The organism is Streptomyces pimonensis, assembly GCF_041380215.1.
In the GTDB taxonomy this organism is placed as follows: domain Bacteria; phylum Actinomycetota; class Actinomycetes; order Streptomycetales; family Streptomycetaceae; genus Streptomyces; species Streptomyces pimonensis.
In genome coordinates this window covers 18,701-38,265 of the sequence record NZ_JAHWZY010000001.1, presented here as the reverse complement: position 1 = coordinate 38,265, position 19,565 = coordinate 18,701, and the positions used below count along the sequence as shown (strand labels likewise).

Here is a 19,565-nt window from a genome sequence, read left to right as displayed (position 1 = left end):
GGGACCCCATTCCTCGGCATCAGACGGCGGCTACAGGTCTAGTCCAATCCAAGCCTACGCCCGACCGCCCGTCCGGGGCCGCCCCGCCCCTGCGCTCACTCCCCGAAGATGTTCAGCTCCGCCGCCTCCACCCCGGCCAGCTCGTACGCGGCCCCGTCCACCGGACGCCCCGCGTACAGCCGCACGAGCGTCGGCCCGTCGCCGATGTAGCGGGCCGGGGGGCGTTCCCCCCTGGCGTCGCCCAGCCGCAGCGGCTCGTCGGCGTCGTCGAGGTCGGCGTGCAGGGAGAGGTGCCCCTTGAGACACGTGACCTGCGCCAACAGCTCCAGCGCGTACGGCAGTCCCGCGCCCGCGTACGCCCCCGGCTCGCCGAGCGCGACCCGCACGTCACCGGCGTGCACCCACTCGCCCAGCGCGAGCACGTCCAGCGCCCCGCCCGCGTCGGCGATCAGCGGCCCGACCCCGGTCATCCCGCGGTCCAGCTCGTCCACGACCTGGGCGTTCGCCCACCCGGCCCGCTCGGCGATGTCGCGCTCGTTGCTCTCGGGCGAGAACACCCCGTCCTCGAACCGCCGCTCCAGGACCCGGGCGAACGCGGCCGAGCAGTGCGCCAGCACGTCCCGCACCGTCCACCCCGGACACGCCGCCACCGGCAGCGCGAAGTCCCCGTCGGGCCTCCCCCGCAGCAGCGGGATCAGCGCGTCCCGCTCGACGGCCAGCAGCCGCCCGGGCAGTTCGGGGTCTCGTACGTTCCGCACATCCGCAGGAGTCGTCATGCCGTCCACGCTAGTGCGGCGAAGGGCTCGCCGGCCTCCCCCTGCACCGGCAGACCCCGTCCGGCCGTCCGCGCCGGGCCGCCCGGACGGGGAGCACCACCTCCCGGCACCGTTCACGGTCCCCGACGCGGACGCCCCCGCGGACGCCGGAACCCCTGATCTCCGGGTGGATCACTTCGGAGAGGTGCGGGGCACGGCGCGACTGCGGCCGGTACGCCTTCTTGACGTTGAGGAAACCGCAGGTCAGCTGCTTGACGCAGGAGTCGTGAACGGTGAGGCCACCGACGACGGGAACCGGCGGGGTCGAGTGTCTGGCCGTTGCCCGCCTCGTCGATGTGGCACAGGTACACCGATCCCTCTCGGAAGGCACTCGGGCCGCTCCCGAAGGAGCGGCCCCAGGACCCGGTGCAGCCGTATGCACCGTGTTCTGTTCGCCACCGCCGACGCCGCCAAGACCGACGGAAGCGGGTCAAGCCGACCGTCATGCCGTGTTGGCGTCGGTTCTCGTTCAGTGAGCGTGACGCGTGTGAGCGACGAAGGCGGACCAGGCGGCGGGGGGCACCGTGAAGGCGCCCCGGCCGGTGTCCTTGGAGTCGCGGACGTGGACGGAGGCGGGGAGGGTGGCGACCTCGACGCAGTCGCCTCCAGAACCACCGCTGTAGCTGGACGTGAACCAGTTGAGCGACTGGCCCTTGGACTGCTCGCTTGTCATGAGTCTCCTTGCAGCAGCTTCTCGATGCGGCGCAGGGACTCCTTCGGGGTCAGCGCCTGAGCCCGGATGATTCCATAGCGCGCCGCGATGCCACGGACGATTTCCCTGTCGGTGATCACCCGACCGCTTCCCTGGCTCTCCAAGTAGGCCACTTGCTCCCCTCCTTCCGGCACCATCAATGTGAACGGACCGTCCACGCAAGCATGGTCGGTTGCTCCGGTCGGCATCACCTGAATCTCTACGTTCGGGTTCTGGCCGGTGAGGAGCAAGTGTTCAAGCTGCCCTTGTAGCACCTTCGAACCGCCGATGGGCCGTTGAAGAACGGCTTCCTCCAGGACAAAGCTGAGCACTGGCGCGGGCATGCGGCCGAAGAGCTTGTGTCGCGCGAGCCGCGCCGACACCATCTGCTCGATCTCCGCCTCGTTCCGGCGTGGGCGCCACACCGTGAACATCGTCCTGGCGTAGGCCTCGGTCTGGAGCATGCCCGGCACGATCAACGGCGCGTACTGATGAAACTCGACTGCGGTCTCCTCGATCCGCGCAGCATCCCGGAAGAAGGCCGGGTACCGCGTCAGGGCGACCGCTCGCTTCATCGCAAGCAGAACCCCGTCCGCCTCAAGCAGCGTGTCCAGTTTCTCGATGGTGTCCGGCCTGGCGATTCGCCGTCCCTGCTCGATCGCAGCGATCTGCGCCTCGCTGTATCCGAGGAGCGGGCCGAGGGCGGCCTGGGTGAGACCGGCACGTTCCCGAAAGAGCTTGATCTGCCTACCGAAGCACCGCAGGAGCTCGTCGGCAGGATCCTGGCCGCGTGCCGCGACCGCCTGTTCCGGAACCTGCACCATGGGCCACCCCTGTTCCTGCCCTTACAGACACATTCGGCGCCCTTACAGCCACAATGTGTAAGGACGTGGTTGCTGGTCACCGTACGTACGGCGCACGAGGCTCGCCCCCATGACCACCGAAATTCCCCCCATCGAGCACACCGGGCAACCCGCAGCCCACGCCGAAGAGTTCTCCATGTGCTTCACCTCCACCCCGCGAGGCGCCCGCCTGGCCCGACGGCTCGCTTCCCACCGCTTGGACGCCTGGGGCTTCCCGTACGAGTCCGAGGTGAACGGGACCGTGACGCTGGTCGTGGCCGAGCTCACCGCCAACGCGGTGACCCACGGCCGTGTTCCGGGCCGCGACTTCCGCCTGAGCCTGGCACTGGCGACCGCACGCGACCTTGTGCGCATCGAGGTCACCGACGCCCGAGACGGTGGCTTGTCGCTGGCCCGGCCCTGTGCTCCTCAGGATGCCGAGGCGGAGCAGGGCCGCGGCCTCTGGTTGGTGTCCTGCCTGGCGAGCCGGCTGTCCGTCGGGCCGCGCGAAGAGGGAGGACCGGGCAAGACGGTACGAGCCGAGCTGGACCTCTGCGACGAAGTCCCCGCGGTCGACACGTCCCGGAGTGACCGGACGACCGCGCGGTGGTGACGTGAGCGGTCCGGGCCTCTCGCCACGGAGCGGCCACGTACCAGGAAGAATGACGGCATGGCCGACACCGAAACCCTGCGTGCCCGTTTCGTCCACACCCTGGAAGGGGCCCGCGGGCCCGGGGGCGGTCCGGATCCGCTGCCGTACGCCGACGACCTGCTCGGACGCTGGCGGGAACCCCAGCGGCACTACCACACGCCCACCCACCTGACCGCCGTCCTGGACCACATCGACGTGCTGGCGGAGTACGCCGACGACCCGGACGTCGTACGGCTCGCCGCCTGGTTCCACGACGCCGTGTACCTGCCGGACCGCTCCGAGAACGAGGAGCGCTCCGCCCGGCTCGCCGAGCGGGCCCTCCCCGAGGCCGGGGTGTCCGCGGAGAGGACCGCCGAGGCGGCCCGGCTGGTGCGGCTCACCGTCACGCACGATCCGGCCGACGACGACCGGAACGGGCAGGTGCTGTGCGACGCCGACCTCGCGGTCCTCGCCGCGCCGCCGTCGTCGTACGCCGCCTACACCGCCGCCGTGCGCGAGGAGTACCGCTTCGTGCCGAACGAGGCGTTCCGGGCGGGCCGTGCCGACGTGCTGCGGCAACTCCTCGCCCTGCCGCGCTTGTTCCGCACCCCCTACGGGTTGGAGCACTGGGAGGCCACCGCCCGCCACAACATGCGCGGCGAGCTGGAAATGCTGTCGCCCCCGGCCGCGCCGACCGCCTAGCCTGCCCCACATGCGTGCTGTGGGAGCGGATCAGGTCGAGGAGGCCGTCGCGGACTGCGTGGCGGCGCTGGGGGCGGTCGCCGACCGGGACTGGGCGGAGGTGCGGGCCGGGCGGCTGGAGTGGGACTGCCGGGAGACGGCGGCGCACATCGGGAGCGTTCTCGTCGCGTACGCGGGACAGCTCACCGGGCGGGCGCAGGACGCGTACGTGCCCTTCGAGATCACCCTCGACGGCAGCGAGGACGGCCTGGACCCCGCCGACACCGCGGGCGCCCTCCAAGTGATCACCACGACCGGCGCCCTGCTCGCCGCCGCGATCCGCACCACCCCCCGCGCGGTCCGCGCCTTCCACCCGTACCCCTTCCGGCACGCGAACCGTGAGGGCTTCGCCGCGATGGGCGTCGCCGAGGTGCTGCTGCACACGCACGACATCGCCGAGGGGACGGGGATCACGTACGAGCCGCCGGCCGAGCTGGCCTCCTTCGTCCTCACCCGGATCTTCCCGCAGGTCAGGCCGGGGCCCGCGCCGTGGCGGACGCTGCTGTGGGCCACCGGGCGCGGCGAACTGCCGGGGCGGGAGCCGGTCACCGGGTGGCGCTGGAGCAACAACCCGGTGCTGCGGTCGGAGCGGCTGGTCCTGGAGGGCGTCACCCCGGCGACCGCCGCCGACCTGTCCCTGGCGGGTGACGGCGGCTACGAGTGGGTCGGCGGGGCCGCCGCCGACGGCACCCGCGAAGGCGCCGGGATCATGGCCGCGCAGTACGAGGAGGGCGTGTTCCACCCGGAGTGGGGCATGTACGTGCTGGTCCGGCGGGACGACGACCGCGCGGTGGGCGCGATGGGCTTCCACGGCGTCCCGGACGGGAAGGGCCGCGTGGAGATCGGCTACGACCTCGTCGTGGGTGCCCGCGGCCACGGCTACGCCACCGAGGCGCTGCGCACCCTGTCGCGCTGGGCGCTGGAGCAGGAGGGCGTGCAGACCGTGGCCGCCGTCGTCGAGCAGGGGAACGCGCCCTCGCGGAAGGTCGTCGACCGGGCCGGCTTCACCCGGGTCTCCGAGAACGCCGGGCAGATCTCCTACGAACTCCGCGGCTGAGCCGCGCCCTTGCGGCGGCGCAGCCCCGCCCCGTGCAGCAGCCGCACCACCTCGCGGCTGCTGACCTCGACCGCCCCGGCGCGCACGGCGTCGGCGTACCGGTGCCGGGGGAGGTCGTAGTGGTCGCGTTCGAAGGCGCGGCGGGGGACGCCCAGGCGGTCGGCGAAGGCGTGCAGTTCGTCGTAGGAGAGGTCGCTGACGAGGTGGGACCACATCCGGCCGTGGCCCGGCCAGGCGGGCGGGTCGATGTAGACGGTCACGAGGGCGTCGCTCCGCCCAGCGTGCCCACCGCCGCGACCCGCACGCCCGCCTTGTGGCACACCCAGTGCGGATCGGGGCCGAGTTCCGGCTCCACGTCCAGCGCGTGCGGGTCGCCGGAGCTGCAGACCGGGCACAGCGGCCAGCGCCCGTGCCGTTCCAGCAGGGCGTCCTGTACGTCCTGGGCGACCAGACCGGGGAGGAAACCGGCGCCGTCCGGCCACTGCTCCACCCACCAGCGCCGGTGCGCGACGGACTCCTCGACGAGGGACACCACGTCCGCCTCGGCGACCTCGCGCGCGACCAGATCCGCGAGCACGAGGGCGCGCGCCGCGTGCAGGGCTTGTTCCAGGGGGCTGACGGGGCGGGGTCCGGGGGCGCCGGGCTCGTCGTGGGGGTCCATGTCCCCATTGTGCGCACTCTTGACCGTGCGACCCGAACGAAAATACCTTTCACGTCGTGACCCGTGAAGTGAAGGAAACTTTCGGAAGCGGTCCCGGCGGCGGCGCGCCCGCCCCTCCCGCGCCCGCCGCCCTGACGGCCAGGGTGCGCACGCTGGCTCCGTCGATGACCCGTTCCATGCAGCGGGTCGCCGAGGCCGTCGCCGACGACCCGGCCGGCTGCGCGGCCCTCACGGTCACGGGGCTCGCCGAGCTCACCGGCACCAGCGAGGCCACCGTCGTCCGCACCGCCCGCCTGCTCGGCTACCCCGGTTACCGCGATCTGCGGCTGGCGCTGGCCGGTCTCGCCGCCCAGCAGCAGTCCGGACGGGCGCCCGCCATCACCACCGACATCGCGGTGGACGACCCCATAGCCGACGTCGTGGCGAAACTCGCCCACGACGAGCAGCAGACCCTCGCCGACACCGCGGCCGGACTGGACACCGTGCAGCTCGCGGCGGCCGTGACCGCCCTGGCCGGCGCCCGCCGCACCGATGTGTACGGCGTCGGCGCGTCGGGGCTGGTCGCCCAGGACCTCACCCAGAAGCTGCTGCGCATAGGCCTGCTGGCGCACGCCCACAGCGACCCGCACCTCGCCGTCACCAACGCGGTGCAGCTGCGTCCGGGGGACGTGGCGATCGCCGTCACCCACTCCGGCTCGACCGGGGACGTCGTCGAACCCCTCCGGGTCGCCTTCGAGCACGGCGCGACGACGGTGGCGGTCACCGGCCGCCCGGACAGCCCCGTCACGCAGTACGCCGACCACGTCCTGACCACGTCCACGGCCCGCGAGAGCGAGCTGCGGCCGGCCGCGATGTCCTCCCGGACGGGGCAGTTGCTGGTGGTGGACTGTCTGTTCGTGGGGGTCGCCCAGCGGACGTACGAGTCGGCGGCGCCGGCGCTGTCCGCTTCGTACGAGGCGTTGGCGCACCGGCACCGGATGCCCCGCAAGGGGCCGTAGGGGCGCAGCGCGGTTCTCGACCGCGGCTGGTCCGTGGCTGATCGCGCTCACGCGGCGGCAGCCGCCTGCCGGACACAGCCCCGCGCCCCCGAGGCAGGCCGACCGACCCCCGAACCGGAAAGACCCGTCATGACCTCCACCTCCCACGACCGTGATCTGCGAGCCCAGTTGGAGACGCTCACCACCGAGGCGTTCCGGCCCGAGCTGGCGGACGTCGACCGGTTGCCGACGCTCGACATCGCGCGGCTGATGAACGGCGAGGACGCCTCGGTGGCCGGCGCCGTGGCCGAGCAGGTGCCGGTGATCGCCGCCGCGATCGACGCCGTCGCCGAGCGGATGGCCCGCGGCGGACGGCTGGTCTACGCGGGCGCCGGCACCGCCGGCCGGCTGGGGGTGCTGGACGCCTCCGAGTGCCCGCCCACCTTCAACACCGATCCGGCGCGGGTCGTCGGCCTGATCGCGGGCGGCCCCGACGCCCTGGTCACCTCGGTGGAGGGCGCCGAGGACTCACGCGAGCTGGCCGAGGCCGACCTGGCCGCGCTGGGGCTGACCGCCGACGACACGGTGGTCGGGGTCTCCGCCTCCGGCCGCACCCCGTACGCGGTCGGCGCCGTCGCGTACGCCCGTGCGCGCGGCGCCCTCACCGTGGGCCTGGCCTGCAACCGGGGCAGCGCGCTGGCGGCGGCGGCCGAGCACGGCATCGAGGTCGTCGTCGGACCGGAGTTCCTCACCGGCTCCACGCGGCTGAAGGCCGGTACGGCGCAGAAGCTGGTGCTGAACATGCTGTCGACGATCACGATGATCCGGCTGGGCAAGACGTACGGGAACCTGATGGTCGACGTGCGGGCCTCCAACGAGAAGCTGCGCGCCCGCTCCCGCCGTATCGTCGCGCAGGCGACGGGCGCGGCGGACGACGACGTCGAGCGTGCCCTGACCGCCACGGACGGCGAGGTCAAGCACGCGATCCTGGTCATCCTGGCCGACGTGGACGGCCCGACGGCCGCCCGCCTCCTCGCGGAGTCCGACGGCCACCTGCGCGCGGCGCTGGCGAGGGCGGGCGACGGGGCGTAGCGGCCGGGCGGATACTGGAGGCACCCGACCCGGAGACGAACCATGAACCACGCGCAGCTCACCGCCCTGGGCCGCGCCCTGCGCGTGCTCGGGGAGCACGGCGAGACGTTGTCCGCCGACACCCCGGACGCCCGGCTGCACGAAGTGAAGGCCGACCTGCGGCGGGCCCTGGACCTGCTGGAGGAGAGCGTCACCACGGCCGCGCCCAGCACGCGCTGCACCGAGCACCCGACCGGACCGGTCGACGAGAGCGCCCCGGACCTGTGCCTGCTCTGCGAGACCCGGCGCCGCGCCGCCCGCCGCGCCGAGTTCAACGGTCCCGCCCCGCAGCCCCGGCCGGCCGACCCCGCCCCGTCCCGGTACGGGGTGCGCGAGGACCGGCCGCAGCCGCAGCAGCGCTGGCTGCCGGAGCTGTGGAACGGGCAGGCGTGGCAGCTGTGCGGCACCCCGCGCCGGGACCGGCGCGAGGCGGAGCTGTACGTCGCGGCGCAGCTGCGTGCCCCCCGGGCCGCCATGGCGTACCGGGTCGTGCACGAGTTCACCGACTACGAGGTGCTGCGCGTGTGGGGGACGCCGGTGCGGGTGGACATCGAGCCGATGGGCCATGCCTGAGGGGGGGCCGGCCCCGCTCCCGTCCCGTCCGTGACGCCGACGGCCGCCGTCCCAAAATCCCCGGAGCGGCGGCCGTCGGCGGTGTCGGCCGGCCCTACGCCTCGGAGGCTTCCACGGCATCGGGCACGCGGTCGGCGGCCGCTTCCCCCGCCGCCGACCCGGCACGCCGGCGCGGGATGAAGGCGGCGGTGGCGAAGCCGAGCAGCGCGGCGCCGGCCCCGAGCGCCAGGACCGTGCGGAAGGCGTTCTCGGACGGCAGCGCGAAGGCGCCGAACCGCGTGGCCGTCCGGGCCGGGACGACACCGGCGACGGCGCTGGCGACGGAGGTGCCGATGGACCGCATGAGGGTGTTGAGGGCGTTGGCGGCGCCCGTCTCGGAGGCGGGCACGGCACCCATGATCAGCGTGGGCATCGCGCCGTAGGTGACGCCGACGCCGATGACGCAGGACGCCGGCGCGAAGTGCCATACCTCGCTCATGAACGGGCTCGACTCGGGCGACTTCAGGGCGATTGCTTGACCTGGGCAAACCAAAAACATGTGACGAGGGGTGCCGCACACGACGGTGCGGCGCCCCTCCCGCCGGGGGGCGCCGCACCGCGAGGACCGGCCGGGTCAGCTCAGCGTCTGCAGGGACGCCGGGTCGTACGGCGCCAGCTCGTCGAAGCGGCCGGCCAGCACCTTGGCCGCCCAGTTCGGGTCCTGGAGCAGCGCGCGGCCGACGGCGACGAGGTCGAACTCGTCGCGCTCCATCCGGTCGAGCAGGTCGTCGAGGCTGCCGAGCTCGGCGCCCCGCCCCTGGAAGGCCTCGAGGAACTCGCCCTTCAGACCGACCGAGCCTACGGTGATGGTGGGCCTGCCGGTGAGCTTCTTCGTCCAGCCGGCCAGGTTGAGGTCGGAGTCCTCGAACTCCGGGAGCCAGTAGCGGCGCGTGGACGCGTGGAAGGCGTCGACGCCGGCCGCGGCGAGCGGGGCGAGGATCGCCTCCAGCTCCTGGGGCGTCCCGGCGATCCGGGCGTCGTAGGCGTCCTGCTTCCACTGCGAGTAGCGGAAGATGACGGGGAACTCGGGCGACACGGCCGCGCGCACCGCCGCCACGACCTCCGCGGCGAACTTCGCGCGGGCCACCGGGTCGCCGCCGTAGGCGTCGGTGCGGCGGTTGGTGCCGGCCCACAGGAACTGGTCGATGAGGTAGCCGTGGGCGCCGTGCAGCTCCACACCGTCGAAGCCGATGCGCTCGGCGTCGGCGGCCGCCCGGGCGAACGCGGCGACGACGTCGTCGATGTCGGCCTGCGTCATCGCCCTGCCCTTGCCCTCGGTGCCGTCCGTGCGCACCCCGGACGGGCCGACCGCCGGGGCCTGGGGGTACGGCGCCTGGCCCTGTTCGCGGACCATGCCGATGTGCCAGAGCTGCGGCACGATCGTGCCGCCCGCCGCGTGCACCGCCTCGGCGACCTTCGCCCAGCCCGCGAGCTGCTCCTCCCCGTGGAACCGCGGCACCCGGTCGCTCAGCCCGGCGGACTCGTGCCCCACGTACGTCCCCTCGGTGACGATCAGCCCGACACCGGCGGCGGCACGACGGGAGTAGTACGACACGACGTCCTCACCGGGGACACCGCCCGGCGAGAACATCCGGGTCATCGGCGCCATGGCGATACGGTTGGGGACGGTCAGACCGTTGATCGCGACGGGCCGGGAGAGAATCCCGGCGGCCCGGGCGGCGGTGTCCGGGGAGGTGACGGTCATGTGGACTCCTCTGTTTCGCATACCTATCAGTATGTGCACGTGCATTTAACGCACGCACAGCGTCAACCGGACGACGGCGGGAGGCATTCCTCTCAGCGCTCGAATGTGACCCCGGTCACGGACCGTCTCCCCGCGCACCGGGATACGGTCACCCGATGAGGACACGTCTCCTGCGCTTCGGTCTGTACGCGGACGAGGAGGGGCTGGCGTGGGTCGGCGCGCTCGTCGACGAGGCCGTGGCGGCAGGCGGCGCCCGGCTCGTCGGACGGGCCGTCCTGCGCACCCTGCCGGGGAGCGGAACGACGACCGCCGACCTCTACGACCTCCTGGCGGAGCAATGGGCCCGGGAGCACCCGGGCCGGGACCCCGGCGCACGGGAACCGGTCGAGCTGCGGCTGCGCCTGGTGTGCTCGCTGCGGACCTGGCGGGCGGTCCGCAAGGCGGTGCTGCGGGGCCTGTGCCCGCAGGGCACGGCGCCGCACACCTGCCGCGTGCCGTGGTGCACCGCCTGAAACGCCCGGGGGCGGCGCCCCCTGCCGGAACAGGGGGTGCCGCCCTCGGTACGTGTCGGACGGGTCCGATCCCCGGAAGGATCAGAAGTCCATGTCACCGCCCGGCATGCCGCCGCCGGCCGGGGCCGCGGCCTTCTCCGGCTTGTCGGCGATGACGGCCTCGGTGGTGAGGAACAGCGCGGCGATGGAGGCGGCGTTCTGCAGCGCGGAACGGGTCACCTTCGCCGGGTCGATGATGCCTTCCTTGACCAGGTCGACGTACTCGCCGGTCGCGGCGTTCAGGCCGTGGCCCGGGGTGAGGTTGCGCACCTTCTCCACCACGACGCCGCCCTCGAGGCCGGCGTTGACGGCGATCTGCTTCAGCGGGGCCTCGAGCGCGAGCTTCACGGCCTGGGCGCCGGTCGCCTCGTCACCCTCGAGCTCCAGCTTCTCGAAGACCTGGGTGGCCTGCAGCAGGGCCACGCCACCACCGGCGACGATGCCCTCCTCGACGGCCGCCTTCGCGTTGCGGACGGCGTCCTCGATGCGGTGCTTGCGCTCCTTGAGCTCCACCTCGGTGGCGGCGCCGGCCTTGATGACCGCGACACCGCCGGCGAGCTTCGCCAGGCGCTCCTGCAGCTTCTCGCGGTCGTAGTCCGAGTCGCTGTTCTCGATCTCGGCGCGGATCTGGTTCACGCGGCCCTGGACCTGGTCGGCCGAGCCGGCACCGTCGACGATGGTGGTCTCGTCCTTGGTGATGACCACCTTGCGGGCCTTGCCCAGCAGGTCGAGCGTGGCGTTCTCCAGCTTGAGGCCGACCTCCTCGGAGATGACCTCGCCGCCCGTGAGGATGGCGATGTCGCCGAGCATGGCCTTGCGGCGGTCGCCGAAGCCCGGGGCCTTGACGGCGACGGACTTGAAGGTGCCGCGGATCTTGTTGACGACCAGGGTCGACAGGGCCTCGCCCTCGACGTCCTCGGCGATGATCAGCAGCGGCTTGCCCGACTGCATGACCTTCTCCAGGAGCGGGAGCAGGTCCTTGACGTTGGAGATCTTGGAGTTCGCGATCAGGATGTACGGGTCGTCGAGGACGGCCTCCATACGCTCCATGTCGGTGGCGAAGTACGCCGAGATGTAGCCCTTGTCGAAGCGCATACCCTCGGTGAGCTCCAGCTCCAGACCGAAGGTCTGGGACTCCTCGACGGTGATGACGCCTTCCTTGCCGACCTTGTCCATGGCCTCGGCGATGAGCTCGCCGATCTGGGTGTCGGCGGCGGAGATGGAGGCCGTGGAGGCGATCTGCTCCTTGGTCTCGACGTCCTTCGCCTGCTCCAGCAGGGCGGCGGAGACGGCCTCGACGGCCTTCTCGATGCCGCGCTTCAGAGCCATCGGGTTGGCGCCGGCGGCGACGTTGCGCAGGCCCTCCCTGACCAGGGCCTGGGCGAGAACGGTCGCGGTGGTCGTACCGTCACCGGCGACGTCGTCCGTCTTCTTGGCGACTTCCTTGACCAGCTCGGCGCCGATCTTCTCGTACGGGTCCTCGAGCTCGATCTCCTTGGCGATGGACACACCATCGTTGGTGATCGTGGGGGCGCCCCACTTCTTCTCGAGGACGACGTTGCGGCCCTTGGGGCCGAGCGTCACCTTGACGGCGTCCGCGAGCTGGTTCATGCCGCGCTCGAGGCCGCGCCGCGCCTCCTCGTCGAACGCGATGATCTTGGCCATGTGAAGTGGTCCCTCCAGGACTGGGGGTGATTCCTTCGGACCGCGCCCGCGCCCGCGACGGACGGCTCGCCGACCCCGTGGTTCCTTGCACCACACGGCCCGCGGGCCTCACCGACCCGGTCCTTCGTTGTCACTCTCACCTTCAGAGTGCTAACGCCAATGATTAGCACTCGACCCATGCGAGTGCAAGCGCCTTCGAGGAGTCGCGGGCGCGCTCAGCCGCGCGCGAACACCGTCCGGCCGTACGCGGGCACGGCGAAGGGCCCGCCCCCCGGGAGGTCGCGGGCCCTTCGTCGGCAGAAGACGCTTGCGGCAGGTAGCGCGTTCAGGCGCTGAGACGAACCATGTCGGCCTGCGGGCCCTTCTGACCCTGCGAGATCTCGAACTCGACCCGCTGGCCTTCTTCGAGGGTGCGGTAGCCGTCCATCTGAATCGCGCTGTAGTGGACGAAAACATCCGCACCACCGTCGACCGCGATGAAGCCGTACCCCTTCTCCGCGTTGAACCACTTGACGGTGCCCTGAGCCATGCCTAACTCCCCTATTACTGGCCCTTGCACAGATCCGCACTTCGCGGACCCGGGTCAGACCTCACCCCCCAACGGTTGGGGGCGTGCGCCGGAACGCGTCGACCGCGGCCGAATGTATCTGTCCAACTGCCGTCTGCAACAGGTCAATCGGACGAGAAATCCGGACGACGCCGGTCTGGGAGGTGGCGAGAATTCACCTGAATCCGGGGCAATTCGGGCCATGCAAAGGGTACGAACGCCGCGAAAGGGGCCCGCACTTTGGCTGCATCCAGTCGGCCCGAGGCAGGAATTCGGTGTTCCCGATCAGCGGATCGGGAGCGCGTTCCCCAACTCTACCGCGCTCAACCTCATGGAATTGCCCCCTCCGCTTCTCTCGCGGAGGGGGCAATACGCCGGACCCCCGGCCACCGTCATTACCGGAGGTAATGGTCAGCCGCCGGCCACCGCCGGGATGATGGACACGCCGGCCCCGTCCGGGGTGGCCGTCTCGAGCCCCTGCTCGAACCGCACGTCGTCGTCGTTCACGTAGACGTTCACGAACCGCCGCAGCTTGCCCTGATCGTCCAGTACCCGGGCGGCGATCCCGGTGTGGTTCTTCTCCAGGTCCGAGATGACCTCCCCCAGGGTGGCCCCCTCGGCGCTCACCTCGGCCTGCCCACCGGTGTAGGTGCGCAGGATGGTCGGAATGCGGACAGTGACGCTCACGACAGGACCTCCGGAAGGACGACACACTGGGGGGCACGGGGCTGTGGGTGACATGCGGCTGCCGCCACGGGGGCGCGACCGGCCGGAACGGCCCCGCGGACGAACGGCTCAGACCAGGCCGGCTTCACGGAACGACTCCAGACTGGGCCGGATCGTCGCGGTCAGCCCGGTACCGGCCACCGCGTCCAGCGTCTTGAGGCCGTCTCCCGTGTTCAGCACGACCGTGCTCAGGGACGGGTCGAGCGCCCCGCTCTCGAGGAGCTTCCTGGTGACCCCCACGGTCACGCCCCCCGCCGTCTCCGCGAAGATCCCCTCCGTGCGCGCGAGCAGCCTGATCGCCTCGACGATCTGCTCGTCGTCCACGTCCTCCACCGCACCGCCCGTGCGACGCGCGATGTCCAGGACGTACGGCCCGTCCGCCGGGTTGCCGATCGCCAGCGACTTGGCGATCGTGTCCGGCTTCTGCGGACGTACGACGTCGTGTCCCGCCTTGTACGCGGTGGACACCGGCGAGCAGCCCTCCGCCTGCGCCCCGAAGATCTTGTAGGGCTTCTCCTCGACCAGGCCGAGCTCGATCAGCTCCCGCAGCCCCTTGTCGATCTTCGTGAGCTGCGAGCCGGAGGCGATCGGGATCACGATCTGGTCCGGCAGCCGCCAGCCGAGCTGCTCGCAGATCTCGTACGCGAGGGTCTTGGACCCCTCCGCGTAGTACGGCCGCAGGTTGACGTTGACGAAGCCCCAGCCCTCGCCGGCCGGGTCGCCGATCAGCTCGGAGCAGAAGCGGTTCACGTCGTCGTAGTTGCCCTCGATGCCGACGAGCTCACCGCCGTAGACGGCGGCCATGACGACCTTGCCCTGCTCCAGGTCGTGCGGGATGAACACGCAGGACCGGAAGCCCGCACGGGCCGCGGCGGCGCCGACGGCGCCGGCGAGGTTGCCGGTGGAGGAGCAGGAGAGGGTGGTGAAGCCGAAGGCGCGGGCGGCCTCGATGGCCTGGGCGACGACGCGGTCCTTGAAGGAGTGCGTCGGGTTGCCGGAGTCGTCCTTGACGAACAGCTTGCCGGCGTCGACGCCCAGCTCACGCGCGAGGTTGTCGGCCTGGACGAGCTTGGTCCAGCCGGGGTTCAGGTTCGGCTTGGTCGCCACGTCCGCCGGGACGGGCAGCAGCGGCGCGTAGCGCCAGATGTTCGCGGGGCCCGCTTCGATCCGCCTGCGGAGCTCCTCGGTGTCGTGGGCCGAGAAGTCGTACGCGATCTCCAGCGGGCCGAAACACTCCTCGCAGGCGAAGACGGGGCCGAGGGGGACCCGGTGCCCGCATTCGCGGCAGGAGAGCGCGGCGGCGGGGCCCAGGTCGACGGAAGAGGCGGATGCGCCTACCGTGGAATCGGTGGTGGTTGCAACAGTGTGCACAGCCATGTGAGGCGAGGCCCTTTCTCCTCATCTTCCTCACGACGCATCTCGCCGTGAGACGGATTTGGCACCTTCCCTAGCCAGGAGCCTCGCGGAAAAGATCAACAGTGATCTACGAGAACCGGCTGGAGGGTTGCCGGGGCTTCATCGGGCCGTGTCCCTCTGCCCCTCTGGATGAGCGGTGTTCAGTTGTCCGCGCGACACCCCCGGCCTGCGGTGGGCGTCCGCGCTGCTCAAGACTGTAACCGACGAGCGGGGCATTTGAGATAGTCGTCCGAACCGCGAGATGGATCACAGAAGTGAGGAGCCGCTGACCGTGCTGGAAGAAGTCGAGCGCTGGTTGGGCGAGCGGTCCTGGTCGGTGACCGACCGGCCGCTGCACCAGCTCCTGGCCGCCAAGCGCGCCACGGGCCGGACGGTGAGCGTGGTACTGCCCGCCCTCAACGAGGAGGCGACGGTCGGCGACATCGTCACGGTGGTCCGCCGCGATCTGGTGCGGCGGGCCCCGCTCGTCGACGAGGTCGTGGTCGTGGACTCCGGGTCGACCGACCGCACGTCGGAGGTGGCCGCGGCGGCGGGCGCCCGCGTCGTCCACCGCGACGTGATCCTCCCCCGCATCCCGGCCGTGCCCGGCAAGGGCGAGGTGCTGTGGCGGTCCCTTCTGGTGACCCGGGGCGACATCGTGTGCTTCGTCGACGCGGACCTGAGGGAGTTCTCCTCCGACTTCGTCTCCGGCGTCGTCGGCCCGCTGCTCACCGAACCGGACGTGCAGCTGGTCAAGGCCATGTACGACCGTCCCCTCACGATGCCCGGCGGACGCGCCTCCGGGACGGTCGCGGCCGGCCAGGGCGGCCGGGTCACGGAGCTGATGGCCCGCCCGCTGCTGAACATGCACTGGCCCCGGCTGGCCGGCTTCGTCCAGCCGCTGGGCGGCGAGTACGCGGCCCGCCGGAGCCTGCTCGAACAGCTCCCGTTCCCGGTCGGGTACGGCGTCGAGCTCGGCATGCTGGTCGACGCCCTGCACCTGGTCGGCCTGGACGCCCTCGCCCAGGTCGACGTCGGCGTCCGCAAGCACCGCCACCAGGACGGCCAGGCCCTCGGCCGCATGGCCGCCGCGATCTACCGCACCGCCCAGCTCCGCCTGGCCCGCAGCCACCTGATCCGCCCGTTCCTCACCCAGTTCGAGCGCGTGGACGACGGCTTCGAGCCCCGCACGTACTCCGTCGACACGGAGGAACGCCCGCCGATGACGGAGATCGCGGAGTACCGGGCACGACGGGTGGCCTGACCCGTCGGGCGCCGGCCGGACGTCAGCCGGAGACGCCGTCCGGCCGGCGCCAGGTGCCGCCGGAGTCCAGCGCGCAGGTCAGGTACTCGCCGCCACGGCCGTGCGTGCTCAGACCGCGGTGCTTCCCGGCGCAGAACTGGCCGTCGGCGTAGCAGTTGCCGGCCGGGCTGGTGAGTTCGCAGGCACCGGTGCCGCCGCCGGTGCCGCCGCTGCCGGTGTCCCCTGTCTGCGCCCGTTCGGGGGCCGGGGTCGGCTTCGGGGTGTGCAGCGGGCGGCCGTCGCAGTCGCGGCCGTCGCGGGGGACGGTGAACGTCACGCCCTCCGCTCCGTCGGTCTGCTCGCAGACCTTCTCGTCCGTGTCCCAGGAGGAGGCCCGCTTCCCGGTGCCCTGGAGGCGGACGGTGTAGTCGAGGTCGGCCCTCTTGGCCTCGATGACGGCCGACCCGACGCTGCGGCCGGTGTGGTCCGGCAACGTGACGGCGACCGGAGTGGCGGTGGCGACCGGAGTGGCGGTGGCTGTGGGGGTCGGGGTCCCGGTGCCGGGGGACGCCTCGGGGGTGGGACTGCTGCTGTCCGGTGCCGCGGTGGCTGCGGCGGGCCGTTTGTCCGCAGCCGGCCAGCGCCAGTGCGGAGGCCGCGATCAGAGCCGTGGTGCCCACGAGTCCGCGCACACCTGTGGACAAGCCTGTGGACATGCGTATGCGCATGTCACCCACCCCCGAGAAGTTGAAACGTGCACCACGCATCCTCGGCCCGTGCACATCCCCCGCACAAGACGTGTGACCGAATCGCCACCGAGGTGACGCGTGGGCACGTTTGAGGTTCCGGGGGCCGGGCTAGGTTGAGGCGTATGGCTTCAAGCAACGGTGCTGCTCAGGTACTGGTCGCCTCCAACCGGGGGCCGGTCTCGTACGCGGTGGAGGACGACGGGTCGCTGCGGGCCAAGCGGGGTGGCGGCGGGCTGGTGTCCGGGCTGTCGGCGATCGGGCCGGACGCCGGGGCGCTGTGGGTGTGCTCGGTGCTGTCCGACGGCGACCGCGAGGCGGTGCGGCGCGGGGTCGGCGAGGACGGCGTGCGGATGCTGGACGTCCCGGCGGACGTGCACGCGGACGCGTACAACGGGATCGCCAACTCGGTGCTGTGGTTCGTGCACCACATGCTGTACCAGACGCCGCTGGAGCCCGTCTTCGACGCGGAGTTCCGCCGGCAGTGGGCGTCGTACGAGGCCTACAACCGGGCGTTCGCCGAGGCGCTGGCCGAGGAGGCGGCGCGGGGCGCGGCGGTGCTGGTGCAGGACTACCACCTCACGCTGGTCCCCGGGATGCTCCGCGAGCTCCGCCCCGACCTGCGCATCGCGCACTTCTCGCACACGCCGTGGGCGCCGCCGGAGTACTTCGCGATGCTGCCCGACGACATCGCGCGGCAGGTGCTGCGCGGAATGCTCGGCGCCGACCGGCTCGGCTTCCTCACCCAGCGTTGGGCGGACGCGTTCACCGCGTGCTGCGAGCGGTTCGCGGACGGGCTCGGGAGGACACGCATCGGGGTGCACGGCCTCGGCGCCGACGCGGACTTCCTGCGCTCCCGGTCCCGCGAGGCGGACGTCGAGGAACGGATCGCCGCGCTCCGGGAGGAGATCGGCGAGGGACGCCGGACGATCGTCCGGGTCGACCGGACCGAGCTGTCGAAGAACATCGTGCGCGGACTGCTGGCGTACCGGCAGCTCCTGGACGAGCGACCCGAGTGGCGCGAGCGCGTCGTGCACGTCGCGTTCGCCTACCCCTCCCGACAGGACCTCGCCGTGTACCGCGACTACACCGCCGAGGTGCGGCGGCTCGCGGAGGAGATCAACGAGCGGTACGGGACACCCGGCTGGCGGCCGGTCGTCCTCCACGTCAGGGACGACTTCGCACGCTCCCTCGCCGCGTACCGGCTGGCGGACGTGGCGCTGGTCAACCCGATCCGCGACGGCATGAACCTGGTCGCCAAGGAGGTCCCGGTCGTCTCCGAGGCCGGCTGCGCGCTGGTGCTGTCGCGGGAGGCGGGCGCCCACGAGGAGCTGGGCGAGGACGCGCTCACGGTCAACCCGTACGACGTCGTCGAGACCGCCCGTGCCCTGCACGAGGCCCTGACGATGGGTCCGGACGAACGCGCCGAGCGCACCGAGCGCCTGGCCGCGGCGGCCACCGCGCTGCCGCCGGCGCGGTGGTTCCTGGAGCAGCTGGAGGCGCTGCTGCACGGTCCGGCGTCCCGCTGACCGGTAGGACCGGTCACGCAGGAGTGCGAGGGGGCGGGCGTGGATAGGTTGGGCGTATGGGCAGTCATACGGATTCCACGGACCCGAACGCCACGCCGACGCCCGCCACGCAGGCCGGACGGGAAGGGCTGGAGGCACTTCTCTCCCGCCCGGGAGAGGCGCTGATCGGGCTCGACTTCGACGGGACGCTCGCGCCGATCGTGGCCGACCCCGAGCAGGCCCGCGCACACCCCGACGCGGTGCCCGCGCTCGCCGCGATCGCCCCGGAGGTGGCGGCGGTCGCGGTCGTCACCGGCCGGCCGGCGGGGGTCGCGGTCCGGCACGGGGGCTTCGCGGGCGTCCCCGGCCTCGAGCACCTCGTCGTGCTCGGCCACTACGGCGCGGAGCGCTGGGAGGCCGCCACCGGCAGGGTCACCGCGCCCGCCCCGCACCCCGGTGTCGCCACCGCCCGCGCGGAGCTGCCGGGGCTGCTCGACCGGGCCGGCGCGTGGCAGGGCACCTGGATCGAGGAGAAGGGGCGCGCGGTGGCGGTCCACACCCGCAGGGCCGCCGATCCGCAGGCCGCGTTCGAGGCCCTGCGCGAGCCGCTCGCCGGGCTGGCCGCCCGGCACGGGCTCGTCGTCGAGCCCGGCCGCATGGTCCTGGAGCTGCGCCCGCCCGGCGTGGACAAGGGCGTCGCCCTGCTGGAGTACGCCCGGGAGATCGGCGCCGGGTCGGTCCTCTACGCCGGTGACGACCTGGGCGACCTCGCCGCCTACACGGCCGTCGAGAAGCTCCGCACCGCCGGTGTGCCGGGGCTGCTGGTGTGCAGCGGCAGCGACGAGGTCGCGGAGCTGAGGGAGCGTGCGGACCTGGTGGTGGACGGGCCGGCGGGGGTCGTGCGGCTGCTGCGGGCGCTGGCGGACCGGATGTCCTGACGGGTCCTTCCGCCCGCGCCGCCCCTTCCCGCCCCGGCCCCCGTTCCCCGGACGCCGGAAGGGCCGGTTCCGCCCGTCCGGAGCGCGGCCTCCGGGGGCGGGAAGAGGCGGCGCGGGCGCTCAGCGTTCCGTGCGGCGGGTCTCCCGGACGCGGCGGAGGCGGTGGACCGTCACCGGGTCGTGGGCGAGGGCGCGGGGGTCGTCGAGGAGGGCGTTGAGGAGCTGGTAGTAGCGGACGGGGGCCAGTCCCAGCTCCTCGCGGATCGCGCGTTCCTTGACGCCGGGGCCGGTGAAGCCGCGGCGTTCCAGCGCGAGGATGTCCTGTTCGCGGCGGGCCAGCCGGCCGGCCCCCTGCTCCTCGTCCCCGGTTCCCATGTCCCGCA

General features: G+C 72.4%; 22 protein-coding genes, 1 pseudogene and 1 riboswitch. Of the genes and pseudogenes, 10 read left to right on the top strand and 13 right to left on the bottom strand.

Annotated features, from left to right (window positions below):
* Positions 1–95: 95 nt before the first annotated feature.
* The 3 genes from KYY02_RS00215 to KYY02_RS00205 form a co-directional block, all read right to left on the bottom strand.
* Positions 96–776, bottom strand: a complete 681-nt coding sequence (locus KYY02_RS00215; protein WP_371235321.1) for a maleylpyruvate isomerase family mycothiol-dependent enzyme — start codon at positions 774–776, stop codon at positions 96–98.
* A gap of 508 nt (positions 777–1,284) precedes the next feature.
* Positions 1,285–1,488: a DUF397 domain-containing protein gene (locus KYY02_RS00210; protein ID WP_371235320.1), complete on the bottom strand. Its 204-nt coding sequence runs from the start codon at positions 1,486–1,488 to the stop codon at positions 1,285–1,287.
* Positions 1,485–2,330 (bottom strand): helix-turn-helix domain-containing protein, encoded by an 846-nt coding sequence (locus tag KYY02_RS00205; protein WP_371235319.1) that lies wholly within the window; start codon positions 2,328–2,330, stop codon positions 1,485–1,487. The genes KYY02_RS00210 and KYY02_RS00205 overlap by 4 nt, the downstream gene beginning before the upstream one ends.
* 109 nt (positions 2,331–2,439) lie before the next feature.
* Here KYY02_RS00205 and KYY02_RS00200 point away from each other — a divergent pair, with 109 nt between their 5' ends.
* The 3 genes from KYY02_RS00200 to KYY02_RS00190 are packed head-to-tail and all read left to right on the top strand — an operon-like array spanning position 2,440 to position 4,777.
* Complete coding sequence (locus tag KYY02_RS00200; RefSeq protein ID WP_371235318.1) at positions 2,440–2,961, top strand: ATP-binding protein; 522 nt, start codon at positions 2,440–2,442, stop codon at positions 2,959–2,961.
* A gap of 57 nt (positions 2,962–3,018) precedes the next feature.
* A complete protein-coding gene (locus KYY02_RS00195; protein ID WP_371235317.1) occupies positions 3,019–3,681 on the top strand; it encodes an HD domain-containing protein in 663 nt (220 codons plus the stop codon).
* Between the two features lie 10 nt (positions 3,682–3,691).
* Entirely contained in the window at positions 3,692–4,777 is a 1,086-nt protein-coding gene (locus KYY02_RS00190) for a GNAT family N-acetyltransferase (protein WP_371235316.1), read from the top strand.
* Here KYY02_RS00190 and KYY02_RS00185 read toward each other — a convergent pair.
* Both KYY02_RS00185 and KYY02_RS00180 read right to left on the bottom strand, forming a co-directional pair.
* The gene (locus tag KYY02_RS00185) at positions 4,759–5,037 is read right to left on the bottom strand and encodes a DUF4031 domain-containing protein (protein ID WP_371235315.1); all 279 of its coding nucleotides are present in this window, start codon (positions 5,035–5,037) and stop codon (positions 4,759–4,761) included. The two genes, KYY02_RS00190 and KYY02_RS00185, sit on opposite strands and share 19 nt — an antisense overlap.
* On the bottom strand, positions 5,034–5,438 hold the full coding sequence (locus KYY02_RS00180; RefSeq protein ID WP_371235314.1) for a DUF8819 family protein: 405 nt from the start codon (positions 5,436–5,438) through the stop codon (positions 5,034–5,036). Before KYY02_RS00180 ends, KYY02_RS00185 begins: the two co-directional genes overlap by 4 nt.
* Positions 5,439–5,494: 56 nt before the next feature.
* On the opposite strand from KYY02_RS00180, the gene KYY02_RS00175 reads away from it, so the two are divergent.
* From KYY02_RS00175 to KYY02_RS00165, 3 genes are all read left to right on the top strand, one after another.
* Entirely contained in the window at positions 5,495–6,436 is a 942-nt protein-coding gene (locus tag KYY02_RS00175; protein WP_371235313.1) for a MurR/RpiR family transcriptional regulator, read from the top strand.
* Positions 6,437–6,565: 129 nt separating this feature from the next.
* Positions 6,566–7,507 (top strand): N-acetylmuramic acid 6-phosphate etherase, encoded by a 942-nt coding sequence (gene murQ / locus KYY02_RS00170; RefSeq protein ID WP_371235312.1) that lies wholly within the window; start codon positions 6,566–6,568, stop codon positions 7,505–7,507.
* 42 nt (positions 7,508–7,549) lie between these two features.
* Positions 7,550–8,119, top strand: a complete 570-nt coding sequence (locus tag KYY02_RS00165) for a hypothetical protein (RefSeq protein WP_371235311.1) — start codon at positions 7,550–7,552, stop codon at positions 8,117–8,119.
* 94 nt (positions 8,120–8,213) lie between these two features.
* On the opposite strand, the pseudogene KYY02_RS00160 reads toward KYY02_RS00165, so the two are convergent.
* A pseudogene (locus tag KYY02_RS00160) lies at positions 8,214–8,597 on the bottom strand (MFS transporter); the annotation flags it as partial.
* Between the two features lie 135 nt (positions 8,598–8,732).
* Positions 8,733–9,863, bottom strand: coding sequence for an NADH:flavin oxidoreductase (locus KYY02_RS00155; protein ID WP_371235310.1), 1,131 nt, complete (start codon positions 9,861–9,863; stop codon positions 8,733–8,735).
* Between the two features lie 155 nt (positions 9,864–10,018).
* On the opposite strand from KYY02_RS00155, the gene KYY02_RS00150 reads away from it, so the two are divergent.
* Entirely contained in the window at positions 10,019–10,375 is a 357-nt protein-coding gene (locus tag KYY02_RS00150) for a hypothetical protein (protein ID WP_371235309.1), read from the top strand.
* An 81-nt stretch (positions 10,376–10,456) separates the two neighbouring features.
* Here KYY02_RS00150 and groL read toward each other — a convergent pair whose 3' ends face one another.
* The 4 genes from groL to thrC all read right to left on the bottom strand — a co-directional run bounded on the left by groL (position 10,457) and on the right by thrC (position 14,729).
* The gene (groL, locus tag KYY02_RS00145) at positions 10,457–12,079 is read right to left on the bottom strand and encodes a chaperonin GroEL (protein WP_371235308.1); all 1,623 of its coding nucleotides are present in this window, start codon (positions 12,077–12,079) and stop codon (positions 10,457–10,459) included.
* A gap of 325 nt (positions 12,080–12,404) precedes the next feature.
* Positions 12,405–12,608, bottom strand: a complete 204-nt coding sequence (locus KYY02_RS00140; protein ID WP_004929928.1) for a cold-shock protein — start codon at positions 12,606–12,608, stop codon at positions 12,405–12,407.
* A gap of 429 nt (positions 12,609–13,037) precedes the next feature.
* Entirely contained in the window at positions 13,038–13,313 is a 276-nt protein-coding gene (locus KYY02_RS00135; protein ID WP_030864454.1) for a ubiquitin-like small modifier protein 1, read from the bottom strand.
* Positions 13,314–13,421: 108 nt separating this feature from the next.
* Positions 13,422–14,729, bottom strand: coding sequence for a threonine synthase (gene thrC / locus KYY02_RS00130; RefSeq protein WP_371235307.1), 1,308 nt, complete (start codon positions 14,727–14,729; stop codon positions 13,422–13,424).
* 18 nt (positions 14,730–14,747) lie between these two features.
* Positions 14,748–14,904, bottom strand: a riboswitch (SAM riboswitch).
* 135 nt (positions 14,905–15,039) lie between these two features.
* Here thrC and KYY02_RS00125 point away from each other — a divergent pair.
* On the top strand, positions 15,040–16,011 hold the full coding sequence (locus KYY02_RS00125) for a glucosyl-3-phosphoglycerate synthase (protein WP_371235695.1): 972 nt from the start codon (positions 15,040–15,042) through the stop codon (positions 16,009–16,011).
* Positions 16,012–16,033: 22 nt separating this feature from the next.
* On the opposite strand, the gene KYY02_RS00120 is transcribed toward KYY02_RS00125, so the two are convergent.
* Positions 16,034–16,483, bottom strand: a complete 450-nt coding sequence (locus tag KYY02_RS00120; protein WP_371235306.1) for a hypothetical protein — start codon at positions 16,481–16,483, stop codon at positions 16,034–16,036.
* A gap of 378 nt (positions 16,484–16,861) precedes the next feature.
* Here KYY02_RS00120 and KYY02_RS00115 point away from each other — a divergent pair, with 378 nt between their 5' ends.
* Positions 16,862–18,265: an alpha,alpha-trehalose-phosphate synthase (UDP-forming) gene (locus tag KYY02_RS00115; protein ID WP_371235305.1), complete on the top strand. Its 1,404-nt coding sequence runs from the start codon at positions 16,862–16,864 to the stop codon at positions 18,263–18,265.
* 56 nt (positions 18,266–18,321) lie between these two features.
* Positions 18,322–19,182 (top strand): trehalose-phosphatase, encoded by an 861-nt coding sequence (gene otsB, locus KYY02_RS00110; protein ID WP_371235304.1) that lies wholly within the window; start codon positions 18,322–18,324, stop codon positions 19,180–19,182.
* A gap of 120 nt (positions 19,183–19,302) precedes the next feature.
* Here the strand turns inward: otsB and KYY02_RS00105 are convergent, their stop codons facing one another.
* On the bottom strand, positions 19,303–19,557 hold the full coding sequence (locus tag KYY02_RS00105; protein ID WP_371235303.1) for a DUF3263 domain-containing protein: 255 nt from the start codon (positions 19,555–19,557) through the stop codon (positions 19,303–19,305).
* Positions 19,558–19,565 lie beyond the last annotated feature (8 nt).

What these genes read in the sequence shown, in the direction of transcription:
- thrC (WP_371235307.1), bottom strand. Translation starts at nt 14,729, where the DNA reads ATGGCTGTGCACACTGTTGCAACCACCACCGATTCCACGGTAGGCGCA.
- otsB (WP_371235304.1), top strand. Translation starts at nt 18,322, where the DNA reads ATGGGCAGTCATACGGATTCCACGGACCCGAACGCCACGCCGACGCCC.
- KYY02_RS00150 (WP_371235309.1), top strand. Translation starts at nt 10,019, where the DNA reads ATGAGGACACGTCTCCTGCGCTTCGGTCTGTACGCGGACGAGGAGGGG.
- KYY02_RS00155 (WP_371235310.1), bottom strand. Translation starts at nt 9,863, where the DNA reads ATGACCGTCACCTCCCCGGACACCGCCGCCCGGGCCGCCGGGATTCTC.
- KYY02_RS00205 (WP_371235319.1), bottom strand. Translation starts at nt 2,330, where the DNA reads ATGGTGCAGGTTCCGGAACAGGCGGTCGCGGCACGCGGCCAGGATCCT.
- KYY02_RS00210 (WP_371235320.1), bottom strand. Translation starts at nt 1,488, where the DNA reads ATGACAAGCGAGCAGTCCAAGGGCCAGTCGCTCAACTGGTTCACGTCC.
- KYY02_RS00200 (WP_371235318.1), top strand. Translation starts at nt 2,440, where the DNA reads ATGACCACCGAAATTCCCCCCATCGAGCACACCGGGCAACCCGCAGCC.
- KYY02_RS00105 (WP_371235303.1), bottom strand. Translation starts at nt 19,557, where the DNA reads ATGGGAACCGGGGACGAGGAGCAGGGGGCCGGCCGGCTGGCCCGCCGC.
- groL (WP_371235308.1), bottom strand. Translation starts at nt 12,079, where the DNA reads ATGGCCAAGATCATCGCGTTCGACGAGGAGGCGCGGCGCGGCCTCGAG.
- KYY02_RS00140 (WP_004929928.1), bottom strand. Translation starts at nt 12,608, where the DNA reads ATGGCTCAGGGCACCGTCAAGTGGTTCAACGCGGAGAAGGGGTACGGC.
- KYY02_RS00190 (WP_371235316.1), top strand. Translation starts at nt 3,692, where the DNA reads ATGCGTGCTGTGGGAGCGGATCAGGTCGAGGAGGCCGTCGCGGACTGC.
- KYY02_RS00215 (WP_371235321.1), bottom strand. Translation starts at nt 776, where the DNA reads ATGACGACTCCTGCGGATGTGCGGAACGTACGAGACCCCGAACTGCCC.
- KYY02_RS00165 (WP_371235311.1), top strand. Translation starts at nt 7,550, where the DNA reads ATGAACCACGCGCAGCTCACCGCCCTGGGCCGCGCCCTGCGCGTGCTC.
- murQ (WP_371235312.1), top strand. Translation starts at nt 6,566, where the DNA reads ATGACCTCCACCTCCCACGACCGTGATCTGCGAGCCCAGTTGGAGACG.
- KYY02_RS00180 (WP_371235314.1), bottom strand. Translation starts at nt 5,438, where the DNA reads ATGGACCCCCACGACGAGCCCGGCGCCCCCGGACCCCGCCCCGTCAGC.
- KYY02_RS00195 (WP_371235317.1), top strand. Translation starts at nt 3,019, where the DNA reads ATGGCCGACACCGAAACCCTGCGTGCCCGTTTCGTCCACACCCTGGAA.
- KYY02_RS00115 (WP_371235305.1), top strand. Translation starts at nt 16,862, where the DNA reads ATGGCTTCAAGCAACGGTGCTGCTCAGGTACTGGTCGCCTCCAACCGG.